Source organism: Pedobacter soli, assembly GCF_900101435.1.
Taxonomy (GTDB): Bacteria; Bacteroidota; Bacteroidia; order Sphingobacteriales; family Sphingobacteriaceae; genus Pedobacter; species Pedobacter soli.
Genome location: NZ_FMZH01000001.1, coordinates 282,386 through 301,185, shown reverse-complemented (window position 1 = coordinate 301,185; position 18,800 = coordinate 282,386). Strand labels below are relative to the sequence as shown.

Genomic DNA, 18,800 nt, shown 5'->3' with positions numbered 1-18,800 from the left:
ATGGGAAAAGTAACAGGATTTCAAGAATACGATAGAGTTGCGCCCACAAGAGAAGAGGCTGTAACGCGTGTAAAACACTATGGGGAATTTTTAAATGAATTACCCGCACAAGAATTAAATAACCAAGCTGCGCGCTGCATGGATTGCGGTGTACCTTTTTGCCAATCGGGTTGCCCGCTGGGTAACGTAATCCCTGAATTTAACGATGCCGTTTATCAGGGCAAATGGGAGCAGGCAGCCAATATTTTATTAAGTACCAACAATTTCCCTGAGTTTACCGGCAGGATTTGTCCGGCACCTTGCGAGTCGGCATGCGTACTGGGTATTAACCGTCCGCCGGTTTCTATCGAGGAAATTGAGAAACACATTATCGAAATTGCTTTTGAAAAAGGATTTATCAAAGCAAAGGCTCCATTAATCAGAACCGGTAAAAAGGTTGCAGTTATTGGTTCAGGTCCGGCAGGATTAGCCGCTGCTGCTCAGTTAAATAAAGTTGGACATGAAGTTACCGTTTTCGAACGTGATGATGCACCAGGTGGTTTATTGAGGTATGGTATTCCTGATTTTAAACTTCAGAAAAATGTAGTCGATCGCCGTATCGATTTAATGAAAGAAGAAGGAATTATCTTTAAATGCAATGCCAATGTCGGTGAGAACGTAGAGATTGGTACTTTATTGAGAGATTTTAATGCCATTGTTTTGGCTGGAGGCTCAACCATTCCGCGCGATCTGCCAATTGATGGCCGTTCGGCTAAAGGCGTTCATTTTGCAATGGATTTCTTAAAACAGCAAAATAAGCGTGTGGCTAACCGTAAGGTAGATAGCGAAGATATTATGGCTACCGGTAAAAATGTGATTGTAATTGGTGGTGGTGATACGGGTTCAGATTGTATCGGAACTTCAAACCGTCATGGTGCAAAATCGGTAACCCAGTTCGAAATTATGCCAATGCCGCCACAAACGCGTAGCGAAAATATGCCTTGGCCAACTTATCCGATGTTATTGAAAAATACTTCATCGCACGAAGAAGGCGCACAAAGGGCATGGTCAGTAAATACCAAAAACTTTATTGCCGATGAAAACGGAAACCTTAAAGCATTAAAGGTGGTAGATGTAGCGTGGGAGATTGATGCTAACGGTCGTCCGGTTACTTTTAAAGAAGTTCCGGGATCAGAAAAAGAATTACCTTGCGAATTGGTGCTTCTGGCAATGGGTTTCTTATACCCACAAAAAGAGGGATTAATTGAAAAATTAGGTGTTGAATTAGATAGCCGCGGAAACGTGAAAGCATCTGAGCACACTTATCAGACCAATATTGCTAAGATTTTCGCAGCTGGCGATGTTCGCCGTGGACAATCTTTGGTAGTTTGGGCCATTTCAGAAGGTAGAGAAGCTGCCCGTAAAGTAGATGAATACTTAATGGGAGCCACCAAACTGGCATCGAGAGATGCAATTGCTTATGCTTAGTAGGTTTTAAATTCTATATTTTTAGGGTCGTGGTGCAAGCCACGACCTTTTTTGTTTAAGGAGATTCCCATCGGTTGGTGTCCGCACCAACTGAAATAGTATTAGTTCCTGCCACGGATGCACGGATTATCACAGAGTCTATTCGGTATTAAAAGCTGGTCGATAATTACGCTTACCAGTAAACTATTCTGTCCGTAGAGTTAAGCGCAGCGTCTCTACGGACTGATGAATAAAATTGAGTTTGTAACTCAATTAAAAGAGCGAGTCTGAGACTCTTTCCTATTCTGTGTCCGCACCAACCGAAATAGTTACTTCTTGCTACTGATGCATGGATTATCACGGAGTGCTGTCGATAGGTGTTTTTATCAGGCAAATAGGTGTTAAAAGCTTATATTAGTATATGAGTGAAAGTGGTTATCAAATAAAAGATCAGGAAGCTTTACATTTTATAACATTTGCAACAGTACAATGGGTAGATGTATTTACTAGAAAGGAATATTCGGATATTATTGTAGAAAGCTTAATTTACTGTAAGAAGAATAAAAGCTTAAGAATTCATGCCTGGTGTATTATGACCAATCATTTACATCTGATTTTATCGGTAGGTGAAAACAAGAGCTTGCCTGATGTATTAAGGGATTTTAAGAAGTTTACATCGAGTAATGTTATTAAAGCAATTAAAAATAATAATCATGAGAGCAGACAAAGTTGGATGCTTTGGATATTCAAAAAGGCCGGAGAAGAAAATAAAAGAAACAAAGATTATCAGTTTTGGCAGCAAGAAAATCATCCGATCGAACTTTCTACAAATGATATGATAGATCAAAGACTAAATTATTTACATGAAAATCCAGTAAGATCTGGAGCTGTTAGAAACGCTGAAGAATACGTTTATTCTTCAGCTATTGATTATTACACGACAGAAAAAGGACTGATAGAAATAGATTTTATAGAATAACTTAGCATAATAGATATCCTATCCGTAGAGTTAAGCGCAGCATCTCTACGGATTGATGAATAGGGCTGAGTTTTTAAAACTCAGAATATAAGAATGAGTCACAGACTCTTATCCATTCTATCATCCGTAGAGTCCTTCGGAACTCTACGGACAGATGGGGGGCGGTGAGGACACCGACCAGCAGACGAATATAAGAACGAGTCACAGACTCTTATCCATTCTATCATCCGTAGAGCCCTTCGGAACTCTACGGACAGATGGTGAAATAAAGGTGTTTTCCGTGTATTCTGGTCTCCATCGCTATTATTGTTATCTTATCTAAAACAAGCTCAGCTGATCATTCTTCGGCGGTTGCTCTTTTCCAAAAACTGTTCTACCACCATACTTCCAGCTGTCTTTTCTTTCCTGTTCAATCACTTTTTCAAAATCCATGTTGGGTGTAAAGTCCTTTTCTGCGTTGCTGGCAATGCGGTGCAAAGATCTTATGGCGTCCTGTTTATCGGTATTTCCAATCTTTGCTTTTTCTACAGCCTGGCGTAAAAAGCCAATCGTTTCATCGTAAACATTTATCGGAACAGGAAAAGGGTAACCGTCTTTGCCTCCATGTGCAAAAGAAAACCGGGCAGGATCGGTAAAACGGGAGGGAGTACCATAAATAACTTCGCTAACCAAAGCCATCGATTGTAAGGTACGCGGTCCCATGCCTTCCAATAAAAGTAGCTCTTCAAAATTATCAGGCCTTTTCTCCTGAGCCAACCACAAAATACTACCCAATCTTTTTAAATCAACATCTTTGGCTTTTACTTCATGGTGATTAGGGAGTACCAGCTTCTGTATTTCGGCCATCATCCGGGAAGGGCTTTCGCTGGTTAGGCCGATCATGGCTTTACGTGTGGGATTGGCGCCGATGGCAGTGAGGTTTAATATTTTTCCCTGGTTAAGGCCACAAATTCCGGTGTGTGGCTCCTCTACAAAAGACTTTAAATTTTCAGAATGCCAATGGTATCTTCTGGCTGTGCCGCTAAAATCGCTCATGCCTTGCTGTACCACTGCCCAATCGCCCTCGCTGCTTAAAATAAAGTTATGCAGGTAAAGCTGAAAACCATCCTGAATGGCAGTATTATCAACTTTTGCACTGAGCTTGCTCGATCTGACCAGCATTTGGCCATCAAGTCCGGTTTTTTCGGCAACGCGTAAAAGTTCGTTAGGTGTTTCTCTGCTCAACTTCCCTTTGCCGCCGCAAATGTAAATGCCCAGCTCTTTGGAGAGCGGATTTATCGCTTTTTTCAAAGCACCCATAACCGAGGTGGTTATGCCTGATGAATGCCAGTCCATACCCATTACCGCACCCAGGCTTTGAAACCAAAACGGACTGCTTAACCGGCGTATCACTTCTGCCTTGCCGTATTCTGCTAAAATCGCTTCGGTAATAGCAAGGCCCAGTTTGGCCATACGCTGCGCAAGCCAGGGCGGAACGTGGCCATAGTGTAAAGGTAAATCTGCGCTTCCTGATCTTTTCAATGCTAACAAATTTAGTAAAAATATTTAAGAAATTAGCTGGTTTTTGCCACGGATGCACGGAATCCAGAAAGGTTTAAAATTATTCGTGTTTCCGTTACTGTTTGTAGGATGAGTATTATTTTTTGCCACGGATGCACCGAAGTCACAGAAATCAAAAACTTAGGTGTCTGCTAAACGATTGGTCTTATATTTTGTTATCTTCAACCGGAGGCCTATAATTAACCCAGCAGATGCGCAAATTTCTTCAACGTTTATTAAGCAATTGGATTATCCGTATGTCTAATAAATACAGCTCGCGACCCAATCGCAGGCGAATACACGGTGCTTTAAACAAGCTTTTCAAAACCATTGTTAAAACGCCGGGCAAGCGTGGTCCGATTTTGGACATAACAGCGGCTGATAGGTTTATCATCCTTTCAGACCAGCATAAAGGTGCCCGCGATTTTGCCGACGATTTTACCCTGGCCGAAGAAAACTATCTCAAAGCGCTTGAACATTACGCAGTAAATAATTTCCATTATATCAATTTAGGGGATAGCGAAGAGCTTTGGAAAAATTTAATGGAATCAGTAATCAGGCACAATAAAAAGACATTCGAAGCGGAAAAGATTTTTATAAACAAAGGCATGTTTACCAAAATATTTGGTAACCACGATCTGTACTGGGATAACGATCCATTGGCTGGTTTTAATTTAAACCGTATTTACGGGAAAAAAATACCGATTTATGAAGGCGCCATATTGCGCATGCCCATAGGGGCTCAATTTCTTGATATTTTTCTTACACATGGTCATCAGGGCGATTTGCAAAGCGATGGAAACTGGTTTAGCAAATGGTTTGTGAGCACGGTATGGGCTCCGCTGCAGGCCTACCTTCGAATTAACCCCAATACACCCGCTTACGATAATCAGCTTAAAACTGCACATAACATTATGATGTATAGTTGGGTGGTTAGCCAAACCAATAAGGTGCTGATTACCGGCCATACGCATCAGGCGGTTTTTGCCTCCTTAACGCATTTAGAAAGAATTTATCTCAAACTGCAGCAAGCCAAAAGAGATAATAACCAGGAAGCTATTGCCGCTTTAAACGCTGAGCTGGTTAAGCAAACACGAGCCGGTGATAAACCTCCGCGGTTTAGAAAATACAAGCCCAATTACTTTAACAGTGGCTGCTGTTGTTTTAACGATGGCGATATTACCGGTATCGAAATTGAAAACGGTTTAATCCGCTTAATTAAATGGTCTTGCCATAAAACGGGCTATTCAGAAAGGATTGTGCTCGAAGAAATGAAGCTGGAACAGCTTGTCGAAACAGTTTTACCTAAGCGGTAGCTGTAAATAAAAGGTAGTGCCCAGGTTTTTACCTTCGCTCTCGGCCCAGATTCTCCCTTTATGCATATCTGCAAATGCACCTGCAGTAATTAAGCCCAGACCATTGGCACTTTCCTGATGTGTAGGGGCTGCACTGAGCTTGGCAAATTTGATAAACACTTTTTCCAGTTCCTCCTTTGTTAAACCTACGCCCTGATCTTTTACGGCTATAGTAAGCTCAGTAGCGGTAAGCTGATGAGATATGCTGATCTCTGTACCCAAGGGTGAAAATTTAATTGCATTATCAACCAGCTGGCTGAAAACTTCAGTTAATTTATTTACATCACCAAATATGAACAAGGGTTCGTTGATGTGTATCGATATCGATTGGTTTTTGATTTTTAGCTTTCTGCCGAAGCTTAATTTTACGGCTTCCAGAACTGCTGTTAAATCTACTTTAAGTTTTTCTGGTTTGTAGGCTATTGCTGCTTTCTTCGCCGGACTTAAAATATCATTTAAACTATCGACCATTTTCTTCGATTGTGCATTGATTTTACCCGCAATTAATACCGCTTTTTCATCAATAGCAGGAATTCTGCCCATCAGCTCTGATTGGAGGGAAATGGTAGTCATCGGGTTTTTAAGATCGTGGATGAGCACATGTAAACGGTCATCATAAGCCCTGAAAGCATTGCGCATGGCCAGGGTTCCTTCCAGTTTATCCATTACCATTTCGCCCAGCAGCTTGAGCATATTGATTTGCGTCTCGTTTGGTTGTAATGTTTCAGGAGTTGAAACATAAATTACGCCCAGCAGGTATCCCTCCGGCGATTGCAGTGGAGCTGTAACAAGTGTAGCATTGGTTTCAGTTATAACCTTAAAAGTATCGTAGAGTGGAAATTGTGGCTTAAGGGGCGGATTACCAATTGTTGATTTCTGAAAAACTGACTGAGCACCTTCAAAACAGATCCCTGCGCCAGGGGCATTAAATATACCGGCAGCCAACTGTGCTATCTTATCGAAAGCATATTCAGCTATGGTATCCAGCATTTCGTATTGTGTAAGTTTAGCTAAGCGCAGTGCTTCGTATTGGGGATTGGTATTTTCAATTACTTTTTCACTATGCATCGCCGGGATTGTTTTGAGTTAAGGGATTGTACGATAAAGGTAAAGATTATGATTAAAACCGGTAAATTTTATAAACAATTAAGTGGCCAAATTAGTTAATATAAAGTTGCAGATGAGTGATGAAAAGAGTTTAACGATCACCAAATCAATTAGGTAATGAGATTATATATTGAACGTAAGCCAGTTAAGGTAAACCCCGATACCAAAAGAGTAATTGCCAGATTTTTTTTTAATGGAGAAGAACGTGCATTAGAAGTAATTAAGAAAGTACTATTGTTTTCTGATGAAAAAGTTTTTTCGCTCATCTCCCCAATTTTACAGGAATATTCTAAAAGACACCGGAATATTACCAAAATTTTATTGCGGCATTGTAAGAAGCTAAAAAGGCAGTTTACCGCGCTTGGTGTATCGTTAGAGCATATTGATGAATATACCCGTTTATTAATTGGTGCTTATTTTACGCACGAATATTCCATCGAGTCGGCTGCTTTTTTTAATCCGAGTATTGTAGAAGATCCCGACCAAACTGATTTGGTTGAGGGAGAAAAAAGGGTAATCATTAGTTTTAGAGCTGTGGGTGAGGGGCATATTTCATCTATTGTTTTTCGCAGGGCTTTAATTGATAAAAATAATAATATCCAGGTTTTACCCGTAGGCAATTATGTAGATGAAGCCGAGGTAGTTAAAAATGCCATTTACGCTAAAAAGCTCTTTTTAAAAAAAGCGGCTTATGCGCAGATCGATCCGTCCGTTCTGGAAGAAATTGAAGCCAAACTGGATGATAAATTTGAGTACACCAGTTTAAGCAACATCATTAAAGATTCTAAAAGCCTGCACAAAGAAAACCCAACACGGTTGATCGAGTATGATAAAGTGCTGTGGCTGTCAGATACCTATCATACGATCAGTTTTTCAAAAGATACCGATATTTCTGACCGCGTTATTTTCCCGATTTCTGAATTTGAACGCAAGGGAATTGAAGATGCGCGTTTTGTGAAATTTGTTAAAGACGATGGCAAGGTAGTATACTATGCCACCTACACGGCTTTTGATGGCTCGCTGATAATCCCCAAGTTGGTGCAGACAGTAGATTTTTATGAATTTAAAGTTATACCATTGTATGGTGATGGTGCTCAGAATAAGAATCTGGGGTTATTTCCAAGAAAAATTAACGGGAAATTTGTAATGATGAGCCGGATTGATGGCTGGAATAATTACCTGATGTTTTCGGATAAGATTAATGTTTGGGAGAACCCGATTTTATTAAAGCAGCCGCGTTATGATTGGGAACTGGTACAAATAGGCAATTGTGGTTCACCTATCGAGACAGAAAAAGGCTGGATTGTAATTACGCATGGTGTTGGCCCAATGAGGCGGTACTGCATTGGTGCAAGTTTGCTCGATCTGGAAGATCCCAGAATAGAAATTGGTCATTTAAAAGAACCGTTAATTATCCCGAATGGCGATGAACGGGAAGGTTATGTACCCAATGTAGTTTACTCTTGTGGTTCAATAATCAGCAATGGCGAATTGATTATTCCTTACGGATTATCGGATTACAGTTCATCATTTGCTACCGTGAATTTAGAATTATTGCTAAACCGGTTACTGGAGAATAATTAAAATTATCCATCGTGGTAACCCAAGACAAGAAAAACCCGTCATTGCGAAGCAGGGCTGTGCGAGCTGAAGCAATCTGCATAGGAGATTGGTTTTGCAAGTACAAGATTGATAGTAAATAAACCTAACTAAACTTATCAACCTCTACCAAAGGCGACGATAAAGTTTCATACTCTGCCTCTGCAGCCTTAAGTATGGCCAAATGTGAAATAAAATAAGCTAAGGTACTTTCAGCGCCCTGGTTTCTGTTTACGCTGTTAAACTGCAGTCCATCGGCACAACCATTGGTTTCAAAATCATACAATGGAATGTGCAGGCTGTTTTTACCCAAAAACCATTCGTAACTCGTATGCATTAAACTCAGGTAATGATTGTTTTTGGTAATCTCGAAGGTTTTGGCATAAAGTAATACCATGGCCATAGTTTCAATGGCCTGCTGGTCGTAAACAGGGTTTTTACCATGCTTTTTTAACCAGCCAGCGTTTCCTACCGGATTGAGGTATCCGTTTTGAAAAGAAAAAGTATTTAAGAAAGCAATACTTTCCATCGCTGTTTGGTATGATGCAGCATGCCCGGTTACTTCATAATGATGCAGCAGAGCCAATGGTAGAATGGCATTATCGTAAGTCAAAATATCTTCAAACCAGTGCCAGTCTCCATCTTTATTTTGCTTGTACGACGAAATTAAGGAGTTGGCCAGTTGATTAATTTCATTAATAATCAGCTCATCGCCCGGATGTGCGCACAAGTAGTAAGCCAAACCGATAAGCGTATTGGCTTTTCCGCGGATATAATTTAATTTTTTAAAATGTGGAACTGCATGCCAGAAAAGCTCGCGGCCAAACTCACGGTAAGAATTATTGGGAGCACTACAAATTAATTGACCAAGTGCCCAGATTGTACGTCCAAATGAGTCTTCTGAGCCAATTTCATCCAGATATTGCCGGTTAAAACTTAAAAAGTTACGAAAATTACCATCCTCAACCTGCATATACTGGATAAAGCTGAGGTAAACAGGCATAAATTTTAGGGCATAAGGGTTTTTGTCATACTCACAAGCCATCAGCGACATAATTAGTGCCCTTGCGTTATCATCAATGCAATAACCTTCTTTAAGATTGGGTACCCCGAAACGGGCATGCTGGATAATTCCGGTATCATCTGTCAGCAAGGCAATATGACTGAGGTTAAGCGCAGGCATTTGCTCTACATCTATAATTGGTGGAATAGTTCTTTCCGGTTTTTTTTGTGCGGCTAATGCTTCTCGTAAAGCTTCAAGATATACACGGCCAATAGCAGGCCAGCGTAAATTCAAGCCATAGTTATAGGCATTTTGCTTAAGTTGCCTGTAGGTATCTTTATCGCTGAGCAGTTCGTTTACAATGCTGGCCAGGTGTGCATCATCTTTAAAATCAAATAACCGGCCCCGGTTATCGGCCAGCAGCTCCTGAGCATGCCAGTAAGGGGTTGATACCACTGCTGCACCAGCGCCAATAGCATACGATAATGTTCCGCTGGTAATCTGCGCTTCGTTTAAATAGGGGGTAATGTACAAGCTACAGGCAGTTAAATACTGGTGTAATTCGTTTTCTGATACAAATTTGTTTACGAAAGCGATATTATTTTCTACACCCAATTCTCTTGCAAGGGCTTTTAAACTATCACGATACTCTTCGCCATTGTGCTTAACTACGCCCGGGTGGGTGTTGCCCAAAATTACGTACAAAGCCTCGGGGTGCTGTGCTACAATTGCCGGCAGGGCTTTGATAACCGTTTCCAAACCTTTATTACGGCTAATTAAACCGAAAGTAAACAATACTTTACGGCCTTTAAATAAGTTGCTTTCTGCAATCTCATTATTAACGATGGGTTCTAAATCCGGCACGCCATGTTCGATTAGCCGGATAGCCGCTTTTGGAATTTGGTAAATACTGGTTAAAAACATCACGGCCTTTTTGCTCATTACCACAATTTTAGCAGCCTTTAATGCGAGCTGTTTTAAAATGGTAAGCTGCATATAGTTCGGCTCCTTTAAAACAGTATGTAAAATGATAATAAAAGGTTTCTTTAACCTGTTAACCAACGATAGTAAAAATACCCCGCTATTGCCGCCATATATGCCAAACTCGTGTTCTATAATACAGGTGTCAACCTCACTGTTATTAATGAAATCGGCTGCCTCAATATAATCCTGCTGGTTTTGTTGCCTGATAACAAATTTGACCTCCTTGCCATAAGCATGTTCATGAATGTCATCTGATTCGTTAAGCGCAACCACAAAACTTTTTTCAGGATTGTAGTCTGCGTTTAAACTTAAAGCAGTAACTAAGTTATGGTTAAATGTTGCTAGGCCGCATTCGCGAGGGGGACAGGTAGAAATATAGGCAATTTTCATAGGTATTTCGGGTAGATTAGTATTTAAACAACATTGTTAAACTCAAATAGTTTGTGTTTTTACCAATTGAATAAAATATGCTTAAGCGATATTGAGTTTGATGATGATGTGGAGCGAAGTTTTATTCCCACTCCATTATCTTATAATTTATTTAAAAGCCGTTTTTAACTGATCGGCAGCATAAGCTTGAGCCGCTTTTGCTTCTGGTACAACAGCGGCCATGCCGAAGAACTCATGGGTTACACCGTCGTAATTTTTGCTGTATACCTTTACGCCGGCAGCTTTAAGTTTATCGGCCAGCATAACACCATCATCATGCAGCGGATCTATTTCGGCAGTTATAATGGTTGTTGGGGGCAAGCCCTTTAAATTGGCATTAACCAGCGAAATTTTAGGATCCTGTGCCTCAATCATGGTATTTAAATATTTTTCTGTAAACCAGCCCATCATGGCCTTGTTTAAAGGTTTAGCTTTTTCGTAGGTTTTGTAAGAAAGCGTATTCATATCGGCCTGGGCAATGGGGTAAACCAGGAGCTGATGTACGGGAATCATAATTTGCTTATCGCGGGCCATTACCGATACATTGGCAGCTAAATTTCCGCCGGCACTTTCACCTGCTATGGCAATTTTGCCGGGATCGCCCTTTAAATCAAAAGCATTTTTAATCACCCACTCATAAGCAGCAAAAGCATCGTTATGGGCTGTTGGGAATTTGTTTTCGGGGGCCAGACGGTAAGCTACCGAAACAACTACTGCACCTACCTGTTCTGCCAAAGCTTGTGCCGAAGCATTATAAACATCAAGGTTTGCAATTACAAAACCTCCGCCATGATAATAAACAATAAGCGGAAATGGTCCATTGCCTGTTTTTGGTGTATAAATCCGCAGGTGTATTTTGCCACCATTAACAGCGATATCTTTTCCAGTAGTATCAACCATTGGTGCGGGTATGGTGATTTGGTTTTCTTCAATCAAATCCATAACTGCATTGGTTGGGGTATGGTTTCTGCGTGCATCGGTTGCACTGAGTGTTTCGATAGGTTTATCGCCATAACTGCTTAATTTTTCGATAACCGCCTGCATTTCAGGTTTTATGGTTTTACCCCATTCGGGTGGCGGACCCGCAGGCTTTAAGCTGGCAGCAGCAGTAGAATCGGTCAGGGTAGTGTCGCTCGCAACGGTTGTTTTGGTATTGCTGTTACAAGCCCACAGTAGCAGGGTTCCGGTGAGTAAAAAAGCGGTGTTTTTCAGTAGTCTGATTTTCATGAGTTTAAATTTATTGATGTCGTTTCTATAACAGAAAGAAGCAGTTAACGGTTTTTACAGCTTTACAACCTCGTAGAATCTGATCAAAATTCAAACATCTTTAACTTTTGAGGTGTTCTTATTACAAATTGAAATTATGTTAGCAGAAATAACAGGCTTACCCGATCAGGTTTTTGGGGTAAGGGCAACAGGCGAAGTTACCAGTGAGGATATTAAGCACGTATTGTTGCCGGGGCTTAAACGTACAGCCGACAAATTTAAAGAAATCAGGTACCTGCTGGTGTTGGATACCGATGTTAAAAATTTTACAGCCGGTGCATGGATACAGGATGCCAAAGCTGGCTTGCAAAATTTTACCAAATGGAAAAAAATAGCGGTGGTAACTGCCGAAAAAGGGGTAGAGTGGTTTACCGATATTTTTACTGTGGCTACGCCCGGCGCTTCTAAAGGTTTTAAACCCGATGAAATTGAAACTGCAAAAGACTGGTTAATCAGTAACGATTGATATTATACATTATACCATGAAAAATACTAAAACCCCGGCCGAAAGTAGCAAGGCTACCGCACCGAAACATGCCAAAGCGAAAGGAGCTGATGAAAAAGTAACATCAGCCAAAGATGCCAAAAAAGTAGAGGTAACTAAAAACGCTCCGGTAAAACATAAGAAACCGTAATTTTTAGCATCAGTTTATGACTTTAGATACCGATAACCTCAACCGGTTTTACAATAAAGCTTACGATTGGATTATAACCAAAGGCCCCTCGGTAATATTGGGCATTGCCATACTTATTCTGGGGCTGTGGCTCATTAAACTATTGGGAAGATGGATGGAAAAGGGGATGCTCCGTAAAAATATAAACCCATCACTGCGCCCTTTTCTTACCAGCTTAATTTTAATTACCCTGCGTATTTTACTGGTATTAACCGTAATGCAGATAATTGGCGTTCAGCTTACTTTCTTAACTGTATTAATTGGCGGTATTGGTGTAGCAGCAGGTTTGGCACTATCGGGTACGTTACAGAATTTTGCCAGCGGTGTACTTATTTTATTGTTGAAACCTTTTGTGGTAGGCGATAATATTATTGCGCAGGGGCAGGAAGGTACGGTAACTTCCATCCAGATTTTTTACACCATAGTTAAAACATTCGATAACCGCACGGTAGTTATTCCAAATGGTAAATTATCGAACGAAGTGATCATTAATATCAGCAGGGAAGGCAGCAGGCGCGTAGATATAGAAATGAAATTTAGTTATGGTATAGATTACGATAAAATTGTAGCGGTTTTTAACAAGACTGTAGATGAATTTAAAGCCTGTTTAAAAACACCCGAACGGCGAATAGGTGTATCCGTTTTAGAGGAGAGTGGTTTTAAGGTTATTTTCAATATTTGGGTAAATGCACATGGGTTTACCGATACCAAGCTATCTTTTCAGCAGGAGTTGATGAAAAACCTAAAACTAGGTGGAATAAAATTACCGGGTATGTCTGATTAGTTTATTCCTTTTTTGAGTAAGGCGTAAATTTTATCCATCAAATCATCGATGTTAAAAGGTTTGGCCATAAAATCATCAGCAGTTACATCATCAAGGCTATAGTTTGTAGCATTGTAACGTGCCGAAATCATTAAAACCGGAATATGCTGTGTGGTTGATGTAGCCTTAATTTCTTTCAAAAGTAGTCTTCCATCGGTATCAGGCAACATAATGTCCATAATAATCACATCGGGATTGAAATCGTGCACGTGACTGATAAAGTCTGCGCCTTTGTTTAAACCAGCTACGTTAAAAGCTTCGCTTTCTAAAATCAGGGTAATAACATCAAGGATTGCATGATTATCTTCGATAACCAATATGTTTTTTTTTGCCAAAGTTGGGATGGTTTTTAATAAGTCGGAACAAATATAGAATAAAAAACAATCCTTAAAACTGAATTTATCTAATTCCTACTACATGCCGAAAATAAACTTAATATTTGTTAATTCGTAAATTCAAATTTCTTGTCTTATCTCTTATATATGAATAAATTTTCTGTCGACTTAACCAATTGTGATAAAGAGCCCATCCACATTCCTGGTAAAATTCAGTCGCATGGTTTTCTGATAGCCGTTGATAAACAAAATCTTGCGATAAACTATATCAGCGAAAATGCAGGAGATTTTTTGAATGAGCAGCCTAAAAACTTATTAAATAAACCGCTTGCGGCGGTTAATGCTTACATCAGGCAACAAGATCCGGAGTTTAATATCGAAGATCTGCTTAAACTGGGGATTATCCGCAATAATTTTGATGCCATTAGTCCGCATCCGGTAGAGCTCGATGGCAATCCTTTTTATCTCATCATTTCTGCTTCAATAAACGATTGGCTACTGGAGTTTGAGCCGGTAACCCTGCAATTCGATATACAAAGTTCAATTGGTCGTTCGGCATCAGCAATGCTGCAGGGCAAGAGTGTTTCTGCGTTGCTAAGCGGTGCTGCGCTTGAAGTTAAGAAACTGATCAGTTACGACAGGATCATGATTTATAAGTTTTTAGATGATGGTCATGGCGAAGTAGTTGCAGAAGAAAAAGAAGCCGCTTTGGAGCCCTTTTTTGGTTTGCATTACCCAGCTTCCGATATTCCAAAACAGGCACGGGAACTCTATAAACTGAATCTTACCCGTTTAATAGCCGATGTAAATCAACCCGATGCACCCATCATCACTTTTAAAGAGAATGAGCCGCTTGATTTAACCAATGGGGGCCTGAGAGCTGTTTCGCCCATCCATATTCAGTATTTAAAAAACATGGGTGTTCAATCGAGTTTCAGCATTTCGCTTATTTCGCATGGCGAGTTGTGGGGGCTCATTGCCTGCCATAACTATAGCCCGAAATTTATCGATTATAAAGCCCGTGAAGGTTCTAAGCTGATCGGACAAATCCTGTCGTCGGCCTTAGAATACCGTCAGGATGAAGAGGAAGCAGAAATAGTTGAGCTGTTTAAAGATACGGCGAATGTACTTTCAGAGCATTTATCCCGTGATAAGTATTTAATTGAGGCCATAACCGGGCATAAAAGAACGATTTTAAACGCTACAACTGCATCGGGTGTAGCCATTATTTTCGAAAACGAACTCAAAACCATTGGCGATGTGCCTGCAGATGAGGATATCCGCGAATTGGCAGAGTGGTTAAAGCAAACTACTGACGAATCTATTTATTACACCCACCGGTTATCGGAAATATATACCCCGGCAAAGAAGTATAAAAAAATTGCCTCGGGTATGTTGTCCTGTACTTTAAATAAAGAACTGGGCGAAATGATTATCTGGTTTAAACCCGAACTAATTACCACGGTAAACTGGGCGGGTAATCCGGAGAAACCGGTAACTCCTGATGAAAATGGCTTATTAAGCCTTTCGCCAAGAAAATCTTTCGAAATCTGGTCGCAGGTGGTAAATAATACTTCAGAGAAATGGCGTTCTGAAGAAATTTCTTCTGTTTTACGCATACGCGAGATCATTATTACCGATATCAATAAAAAAGCTAACGAAATCAGGCTGCTTAATGAGAAGTTACAAGCCGCGTACGAAGAGCTCGATACCTTTAGTTATACTGTTTCGCACGATTTAAGAACGCCTTTAACATCAATTAAGACCTATACCGAATTATTGCTTAAGAATAAAAGCATCGATGAAAACGGTAAAAAGATGCTCGATCGCATTTTACATGGTGCGAATAAAATGAATTTTCTGATTAAGGAGATTTTAAATCTGGCAAGGGTAGGCCGTTCGGATATAAATTTTGAAACAGTTGATATGCCTTTGTTGTTAAAGGAAATAGAAAGCGAAGTTTGGAATGCTTTTAAAGCAGACAAAACCGAGTTGTTTTTAGGTCAATTGCCTAATATAAAGGGTGATAGAACAATGATTGCACAAGTGTTCACTAACCTGATAGGTAATGCGGTAAAATATTCATCAACGGTTAAGAAACCCAGAATTGAAATCTCTGGCCATGTTGATGGTGAAGAAATCATTTATGCCATTAAAGACAATGGCATAGGGATTGATAACCGGTATTATGACAGGGTATTTGAACTGTTTAAGCGCATGGATAATGTGAAGGAGATAGAAGGAACAGGAGTAGGATTAGCTATTGTAAAAAGAGTTGTAGAACGGCATAACGGAAGGGTTTGGTTTGACAGCAAGCTTAACGTAGGCTCTACTTTTTATGTGGCATTTAAAAACAGGTAAAATGAAAACACCAGATATATTTTACGTAGAAGACGATATAGATTATGCATTCTTTATGCAGAGTGCAGTGCAGGAGGTTAAGGATACGCTCAATCTCACTATTGTAGAGGACGGAAGTGAGGCCCTGCTGAAGTTACAACATTTTGTAGATAGTAAAATCAAACCAAAGCTGATTTTGCTCGATTTAAATCTGCCGGGCTTATCAGGATTGGATTTGTTGAAATTTATAAGAGATATTCCTTATCTGAAATCCATCCCGGTAATTTTATTTTCTACATCCGATAATCCGGAAGATGTTAAAGCAGCAGTAGAGTTTGGTGCAAACGCTTATTTAACAAAACCCAGTGGTTACGATAACCTGGTAAAATGTGTGCACTCGGTGCATGATTTTTGGTTTAACCAGCACCTCAGATTAAATTAATACAAACCCATATCAAAAGATTCGGCTTTGAAATCCGGATCTTTTCTTTTTTATTCCGATTAATTAAATACCCTATATGATTGCCAATTTATTAAGAACCGAAACTTCCGAAAATCACAAAGCACTCGAATCGTTAATGTTTGTTAACGAAATCATGAACCATACCTTAAGCATTGAACAATACAAAAAATTACTGACCATAAATTACATCATTCACCAGAAGCTGGAAAATGAGCTCAGCAATATGCTTGATGCCGGAATTGCTGAAGAGCTGGATATGAACAGCAGATTAAAACTTGCAGCACTGGAAAAGGATATGGAGTACTGGCAGATTGATAGCCTAACCTTACCCGGTTTGGATTTTGAACTTTTTGTTCCGCAGAAAAATACGGGCGAGGTTTTAGGTGCCTTGTATGTGCTTGAAGGGGCCACACTGGGCGGAAATGTTATTAAGCGGCATATTTTAGCCAATAAGCATTTTGAAGGCCATGAAGCCGGTTTAAATTACTATGGTGTTTATGGCGAAGAATTGAGCGAAAAATGGAAAACTTTTGTTTCTGTGTTGAATAAACGCGTTGCAGAGGCCGATTACGAAGCCTGTGTGAAAAGTGCAAATCTTACCTTCAATAATCTCATTAACCTGGCCAGACAACTTAACTAAGTTGCTGAATTTTAATTGCGAAAATTGAAAAAATACGTCTGCAATAGTGCCAGGGCATTTTTTTGATTTGTGTAAATGTGCAAAACTTATTTTAAATTAATATTTGCTTTCTGTTGTAAATTCAAGGTAAATATGTATAATTGAAAAAAAATAAATTTTTTAAACCTTAAAAACATCAATTAGCGATGGAAAAATTCTCAAAAGTTAAAGCTGCTGTTGCTGCGATTGAAGCAGATGTAGAAAAATTTTATAATGCTGGCAATGCAGCTGCTGGTACTCGTGTGCGTAAAGCAATGCAAGATCTTAAAGTTTTAGCACAAGAAATCCGTGCAGAAGTAACTGACAAGAAAAACGCTGGCAAATAATATTTCGCGAGTAGAAACAAAAAGGGTTCTGGTATTCCGGAACCCTTTTTGCGTTTAAGCCCCTTACAAAGTCTAACAGATGCTGTGTAGGGGCAGAACTTCGTAAGTTTGCCGGAACGCCGGCGTGTACAGCTTAGATCGTCTTCCTGAAATTGTTTCAGGACCTCTTATTGGTAAGCTTTATAGTGTGATTAAATACCTGGCGATTTATAAAGGAGTTTCAAGAAATGTTGGTTATTATTTTAGAGATGCTGAACAAGTTCTGTAAGACGCATATATTTCGATTTGAGCTAAAAGGTATCCCTATAAAAAGATAAAGCTCCCCATCGCGGAGAGCATCTATCCAACTAACAAAACATATTTTTTTATTTGATTGAGCGTTTACTCAAGATTATCCTTTTTTAATCAGTTTATATTCGATTACCGGTTTACCGCGTGTACCTGCATCACCGGCACCCATCGAAACAAATTTTAGTTTATAGTAATTTCCTGAGGCATCTTTTATGATATAGAAAATCTTAGCATTGGCACCTGTAGCAGGTTGTGTGCTTCTCCAGCCTGCCCCAATTAAATCTCTGCTGGTTGAAAATGTTGCGCTTGCAATGTCGGCTTCAGAAAACGACGTGTAAGTTTTTGTATCGGTAACTGCAACAGCAGCAGCTGATGTTCCACCTAAGCTGTTAATGAAAACTAAATCAGAAAATGCATAAGGGAAAGTAGCAGTCCAGTACATGCTGTAAGTCCATACAATATCCCAGCTGGCTTTTGCAGGTTCAACAGTAACAGCCGTTCCTTTTACCAAAGAGGTAAACTGGAAGTTGGCATCAGCATTTTTAGTAACATCTAAAGTTTTAAAAGTAGTTTCGGTAACCTTCGCATACTGCAAAGTATAACCTGTTGTACCTTTTCTGATTACCCTGATTTTGTAAAGCTCATCGTTAGCTAAAACAGTTGCAGCACCGCCTTTTCTGTTAATGATATAAACTTTGTTTTCGGCATCGGTAGCAGAAATAGCTGCAATGGCCGTCTTGTTTAAAATGTTAGCTTCCCTGCCATCGTCTACTATGGTGAAATTACCTTGTCCCTGACCAACTTTTAAAGCATTAGGATCAAAATCGGCAGTGGTTACAGTGTTTAAATCTGTTTTATTAATCACCAAAGCAGAAGCACCATTGGTTGAGTTTAATATTACTTTAAAATCTGCTCCTGAATAAAAGCCTAAATCCCAGCTATCTCTTTCAACGGCAGTTTGTTTATCAGCACTAAAATCTACATAAACACTGTTTCCGGCAGCACTTCCTGCCTCTGCACCAACTATTCCGTTAAGCGTTAAAGTACTTCCATCTGAAGGTGGCACCACAACTATCGGTTCTTCAGCATCTTTTTTGCAGGCTGTAAAGGTTACCGCTAAAAAAGCGATGGCAATCATTGAGTTTAATTTATTCATGTTTGT

General features: G+C 39.8%; 17 protein-coding genes. 11 read left to right on the top strand and 6 right to left on the bottom strand.

The window, feature by feature from the left end:
• Positions 1-1,467, top strand: a complete 1,467-nt coding sequence (locus BLR37_RS01150; RefSeq protein ID WP_090763456.1) for a glutamate synthase subunit beta — start codon at positions 1-3, stop codon at positions 1,465-1,467.
• A 400-nt stretch (positions 1,468-1,867) separates the two neighbouring features.
• Positions 1,868-2,425, top strand: coding sequence for an REP-associated tyrosine transposase (locus BLR37_RS01145; protein WP_090763454.1), 558 nt, complete (start codon positions 1,868-1,870; stop codon positions 2,423-2,425).
• Between the two features lie 318 nt (positions 2,426-2,743).
• Here BLR37_RS01145 and BLR37_RS01140 read toward each other — a convergent pair whose 3' ends face one another.
• Positions 2,744-3,946 carry a DUF763 domain-containing protein gene (locus BLR37_RS01140; protein WP_090764786.1) on the bottom strand — a complete coding sequence of 401 codons (1,203 nt, stop codon included), beginning with the start codon at positions 3,944-3,946 and terminating at the stop codon, positions 2,744-2,746.
• Positions 3,947-4,176: 230 nt separating this feature from the next.
• Here BLR37_RS01140 and BLR37_RS01135 point away from each other — a divergent pair, with 230 nt between their 5' ends.
• Positions 4,177-5,280 carry a metallophosphoesterase gene (locus BLR37_RS01135; RefSeq protein ID WP_090763451.1) on the top strand — a complete coding sequence of 368 codons (1,104 nt, stop codon included), beginning with the start codon at positions 4,177-4,179 and terminating at the stop codon, positions 5,278-5,280.
• Here the strand turns inward: BLR37_RS01135 and BLR37_RS01130 are convergent.
• Entirely contained in the window at positions 5,266-6,387 is a 1,122-nt protein-coding gene (locus BLR37_RS01130; protein ID WP_090763448.1) for a sensor histidine kinase, read from the bottom strand. The two genes, BLR37_RS01135 and BLR37_RS01130, sit on opposite strands and share 15 nt — an antisense overlap.
• A 156-nt stretch (positions 6,388-6,543) precedes the next feature.
• On the opposite strand from BLR37_RS01130, the gene BLR37_RS01125 reads away from it, so the two are divergent.
• Positions 6,544-8,010, top strand: a complete 1,467-nt coding sequence (locus BLR37_RS01125) for a glycoside hydrolase family 130 protein (protein ID WP_090763443.1) — start codon at positions 6,544-6,546, stop codon at positions 8,008-8,010.
• 121 nt (positions 8,011-8,131) lie between these two features.
• Here BLR37_RS01125 and BLR37_RS01120 read toward each other — a convergent pair whose 3' ends face one another.
• Both BLR37_RS01120 and BLR37_RS01115 read right to left on the bottom strand, forming a co-directional pair.
• Entirely contained in the window at positions 8,132-10,402 is a 2,271-nt protein-coding gene (locus BLR37_RS01120) for a glycosyltransferase family 4 protein (RefSeq protein WP_090763440.1), read from the bottom strand.
• 147 nt (positions 10,403-10,549) lie between these two features.
• The gene (locus BLR37_RS01115; RefSeq protein ID WP_090763436.1) at positions 10,550-11,668 is read right to left on the bottom strand and encodes an alpha/beta hydrolase; all 1,119 of its coding nucleotides are present in this window, start codon (positions 11,666-11,668) and stop codon (positions 10,550-10,552) included.
• A 136-nt stretch (positions 11,669-11,804) separates the two neighbouring features.
• Between BLR37_RS01115 and BLR37_RS01110 the strand changes: the two genes are divergently transcribed.
• Genes BLR37_RS01110 through BLR37_RS01105 form a run of 3 tightly spaced genes read left to right on the top strand, consistent with a single transcriptional unit; the run spans position 11,805 to position 13,165 of the window.
• The gene (locus BLR37_RS01110) at positions 11,805-12,173 is read left to right on the top strand and encodes a SpoIIAA family protein (protein ID WP_039482640.1); all 369 of its coding nucleotides are present in this window, start codon (positions 11,805-11,807) and stop codon (positions 12,171-12,173) included.
• A 16-nt stretch (positions 12,174-12,189) separates the two neighbouring features.
• A complete protein-coding gene (locus BLR37_RS25190) occupies positions 12,190-12,342 on the top strand; it encodes a hypothetical protein (RefSeq protein ID WP_156131577.1) in 153 nt (50 codons plus the stop codon).
• A 16-nt stretch (positions 12,343-12,358) separates the two neighbouring features.
• A complete protein-coding gene (locus BLR37_RS01105; protein ID WP_090763433.1) occupies positions 12,359-13,165 on the top strand; it encodes a mechanosensitive ion channel family protein in 807 nt (268 codons plus the stop codon).
• Here BLR37_RS01105 and BLR37_RS01100 read toward each other — a convergent pair.
• On the bottom strand, positions 13,162-13,539 hold the full coding sequence (locus tag BLR37_RS01100; protein ID WP_039482634.1) for a response regulator transcription factor: 378 nt from the start codon (positions 13,537-13,539) through the stop codon (positions 13,162-13,164). The two genes, BLR37_RS01105 and BLR37_RS01100, sit on opposite strands and share 4 nt — an antisense overlap.
• A gap of 147 nt (positions 13,540-13,686) precedes the next feature.
• Between BLR37_RS01100 and BLR37_RS01095 the strand changes: the two genes are divergently transcribed.
• The 4 genes from BLR37_RS01095 to BLR37_RS01080 all read left to right on the top strand — a co-directional run bounded on the left by BLR37_RS01095 (position 13,687) and on the right by BLR37_RS01080 (position 17,347).
• Entirely contained in the window at positions 13,687-15,900 is a 2,214-nt protein-coding gene (locus BLR37_RS01095; protein ID WP_090763430.1) for an ATP-binding protein, read from the top strand.
• Position 15,901: 1 nt separating this feature from the next.
• The gene (locus tag BLR37_RS01090) at positions 15,902-16,321 is read left to right on the top strand and encodes a response regulator (RefSeq protein ID WP_090764783.1); all 420 of its coding nucleotides are present in this window, start codon (positions 15,902-15,904) and stop codon (positions 16,319-16,321) included.
• Positions 16,322-16,397: 76 nt separating this feature from the next.
• Positions 16,398-16,982 carry a biliverdin-producing heme oxygenase gene (locus BLR37_RS01085; RefSeq protein WP_090763427.1) on the top strand — a complete coding sequence of 195 codons (585 nt, stop codon included), beginning with the start codon at positions 16,398-16,400 and terminating at the stop codon, positions 16,980-16,982.
• Positions 16,983-17,167: 185 nt separating this feature from the next.
• Positions 17,168-17,347, top strand: coding sequence for a hypothetical protein (locus BLR37_RS01080; protein ID WP_039482627.1), 180 nt, complete (start codon positions 17,168-17,170; stop codon positions 17,345-17,347).
• A 391-nt stretch (positions 17,348-17,738) separates the two neighbouring features.
• On the opposite strand, the gene BLR37_RS01075 is transcribed toward BLR37_RS01080, so the two are convergent.
• Positions 17,739-18,794 (bottom strand): HmuY family protein, encoded by a 1,056-nt coding sequence (locus tag BLR37_RS01075; protein WP_090763424.1) that lies wholly within the window; start codon positions 18,792-18,794, stop codon positions 17,739-17,741.
• Positions 18,795-18,800: the final 6 nt, after the last annotated feature.

Coding starts and splice junctions, on each gene's coding strand:
- BLR37_RS01150 (WP_090763456.1), top strand. CDS start 1: ATGGGAAAAGTAACAGGATTTCAAGAATACGATAGAGTTGCGCCCACA.
- BLR37_RS01145 (WP_090763454.1), top strand. CDS start 1,868: ATGAGTGAAAGTGGTTATCAAATAAAAGATCAGGAAGCTTTACATTTT.
- BLR37_RS01135 (WP_090763451.1), top strand. CDS start 4,177: ATGCGCAAATTTCTTCAACGTTTATTAAGCAATTGGATTATCCGTATG.
- BLR37_RS01130 (WP_090763448.1), bottom strand. CDS start 6,387: ATGCATAGTGAAAAAGTAATTGAAAATACCAATCCCCAATACGAAGCA.
- BLR37_RS01125 (WP_090763443.1), top strand. CDS start 6,544: ATGAGATTATATATTGAACGTAAGCCAGTTAAGGTAAACCCCGATACC.
- BLR37_RS01120 (WP_090763440.1), bottom strand. CDS start 10,402: ATGAAAATTGCCTATATTTCTACCTGTCCCCCTCGCGAATGCGGCCTA.
- BLR37_RS01115 (WP_090763436.1), bottom strand. CDS start 11,668: ATGAAAATCAGACTACTGAAAAACACCGCTTTTTTACTCACCGGAACC.
- BLR37_RS01110 (WP_039482640.1), top strand. CDS start 11,805: ATGTTAGCAGAAATAACAGGCTTACCCGATCAGGTTTTTGGGGTAAGG.
- BLR37_RS25190 (WP_156131577.1), top strand. CDS start 12,190: ATGAAAAATACTAAAACCCCGGCCGAAAGTAGCAAGGCTACCGCACCG.
- BLR37_RS01105 (WP_090763433.1), top strand. CDS start 12,359: ATGACTTTAGATACCGATAACCTCAACCGGTTTTACAATAAAGCTTAC.
- BLR37_RS01095 (WP_090763430.1), top strand. CDS start 13,687: ATGAATAAATTTTCTGTCGACTTAACCAATTGTGATAAAGAGCCCATC.
- BLR37_RS01090 (WP_090764783.1), top strand. CDS start 15,902: ATGAAAACACCAGATATATTTTACGTAGAAGACGATATAGATTATGCA.
- BLR37_RS01085 (WP_090763427.1), top strand. CDS start 16,398: ATGATTGCCAATTTATTAAGAACCGAAACTTCCGAAAATCACAAAGCA.
- BLR37_RS01080 (WP_039482627.1), top strand. CDS start 17,168: ATGGAAAAATTCTCAAAAGTTAAAGCTGCTGTTGCTGCGATTGAAGCA.
- BLR37_RS01075 (WP_090763424.1), bottom strand. CDS start 18,794: ATGAATAAATTAAACTCAATGATTGCCATCGCTTTTTTAGCGGTAACC.